General features: G+C 40.9%; 4 protein-coding genes. 3 read left to right on the plus strand and 1 reads right to left on the minus strand.

The window, feature by feature from the left end:
- Positions 1-267 precede the first annotated feature (267 nt).
- Both Xbed_RS18530 and Xbed_RS18535 read left to right on the plus strand, forming a co-directional pair.
- Entirely contained in the window at positions 268-498 is a 231-nt protein-coding gene (locus tag Xbed_RS18530) for a hypothetical protein (protein WP_086114289.1), read from the plus strand.
- A 75-nt stretch (positions 499-573) separates the two neighbouring features.
- Entirely contained in the window at positions 574-789 is a 216-nt protein-coding gene (locus Xbed_RS18535) for a hypothetical protein (protein WP_086114290.1), read from the plus strand.
- A gap of 382 nt (positions 790-1,171) precedes the next feature.
- On the opposite strand, the gene Xbed_RS18540 is transcribed toward Xbed_RS18535, so the two are convergent.
- Positions 1,172-1,426, minus strand: coding sequence for a hypothetical protein (locus Xbed_RS18540; RefSeq protein ID WP_139837545.1), 255 nt, complete (start codon positions 1,424-1,426; stop codon positions 1,172-1,174).
- 168 nt (positions 1,427-1,594) lie between these two features.
- Between Xbed_RS18540 and Xbed_RS18545 the strand changes: the two genes are divergently transcribed.
- On the plus strand, positions 1,595-1,809 hold a 215-nt coding region (locus tag Xbed_RS18545), incomplete at its 3' end, for a phage holin, lambda family (protein WP_086114292.1).

Raw genomic sequence — 1,809 nt, forward strand, 5'->3', positions numbered from 1 at the left:
ATTCCAAGCCTCGCACTCGCGGGGCTTTTTCACATCTACCCGTAGTCAACTTAGGGTTGACAACTGATCGGGGTAAAAACACCCATGAAAGATGAATTCGACGGTTTTATCCAACTACCAAAAGTTATTTGGTAGTTCAAAATCCTATTTTCATCACGGATAACGTTTATTTGATAACGGATAACTCAACCTGTCGGCCAGACCGACTAGTTCAAGGCTGCCTGTGGGTGGCCTTTTGTTTGTCATTCTAAAGTTAGGAAGCCACAAATGAAAAAGCTAACAGTCACCCTTTCAGGTCTAAATGAGAATAACACTGCCAGTTCTGTAAGTTTTAAGGTATGGCAACGTGATAAGTTACTAATTGAAGACACGTTGAAGGGGAAAATCTCAGAGAAATATAGCAAGGTTTATGATGTCGAGTGCTCCAATGAGCCTGTAAGGGTTGAGCATAACCATAACGATCTCCCATCACTGAAAATTACTGCCAACGTCGCATAATTAATTGCGCTTTATTGATCTGTAGTTAACCAATTAATAATCTATTCTCCGAGTATTCAATCAAAGGAGATAGAAATGTTTGTAGAAGAAGGCTTAAAGCCAGATCCAGAGAATGCTGGTTTTGTGCTTGGTTGGGGGGTTGTGCGTGGTTCCCCTTGGCATTTAGCGGGTGTGTATGCCACTAAAGAGAAAGCCGAGATAGAAGTAGTTAATTTAGGCTCAGTATATGAAGTCCATTACGGATCGCACCGAACGGGTAGTGATGACTTTGTATGGCACGGTGATTATTAATATATTGATATCTTAATAACTTGATATGGGTCGCAATAGCGGCCTTTTTTCATTTTATCACCATATTCACTTCCAGAACCTCAGTCTCTCTTATTACGGTCATCACCCTAACCATTTGAAACTTACCCGATGCCGGAATTCCGGTAACGGCACCCTATTAACTCACTAACGAGGTGAATGATGGAAATTGTTTTGTCTGTGAAGGAAGGTAATGTTAGCGAAGAAATAACGGCATTAAATATCAATTCAGATAATGCCGCAGTTAATTTATTTTTATCTAAATTATACAGATACTTAGGAAAAGAAAAATCCTATTCGCCTTTTAGTGAGGAGACAATAAACCCGATAAAAAATAGCGTAAGTATCCATGATAAAAATGAGATTAATCGGGTTTTTTTAGGATGCTATATATGAGCGAGGCGAGACTTGCAATATCGTTAGCAACAATCTCTCTATCTTTCTTATTAAGGGAATATTGATAATCCATCTGTAAAAGAAATTCCTCAGATAGCTTAGGATTATGTTTGTGCAGTGTATTTACCAAAGATACAATTGCCGCATCTAATGCGTAAATATGCTCATCGCCAATCTTTACACCATTTTTTTCCGTGGAAACTTCCTCAAATTTATATTTCATGTAACAGCCTTTCACGGAGGTTATCAGCCATTCCTCCGGTTGTTGGTTGATATTTGGCTGATTTAACAACATACCTTAAGTATCAACTTATTACTTTTAACCAACTCACAGGGGCGAACATAGCTCACCCCACGGACGCCCATTATCTCAATGGGGTGGATTATGAAGATGAAAGAAAACCCTGATTTGTGGGCCGACTTATTGAACGGCCTGAGAAACTCGTGGCCGCAGATATCCGGCTCCGCTTTGGCAATTGCCATTTGTTACGGTCGCCTGATTTACGACGGCGTGGAACGGAAGAACCGATGGGTAGAGGCGCTATTGTGCGGTGCCTTGTCATGGTGTGCTTCCAGCGGTCTGGAAATGTTCGGCATTCCCGGTAG

This window comes from Xenorhabdus beddingii, from assembly GCF_002127545.1.
GTDB lineage: Bacteria > Pseudomonadota > Gammaproteobacteria > Enterobacterales > Enterobacteriaceae > Xenorhabdus > Xenorhabdus beddingii.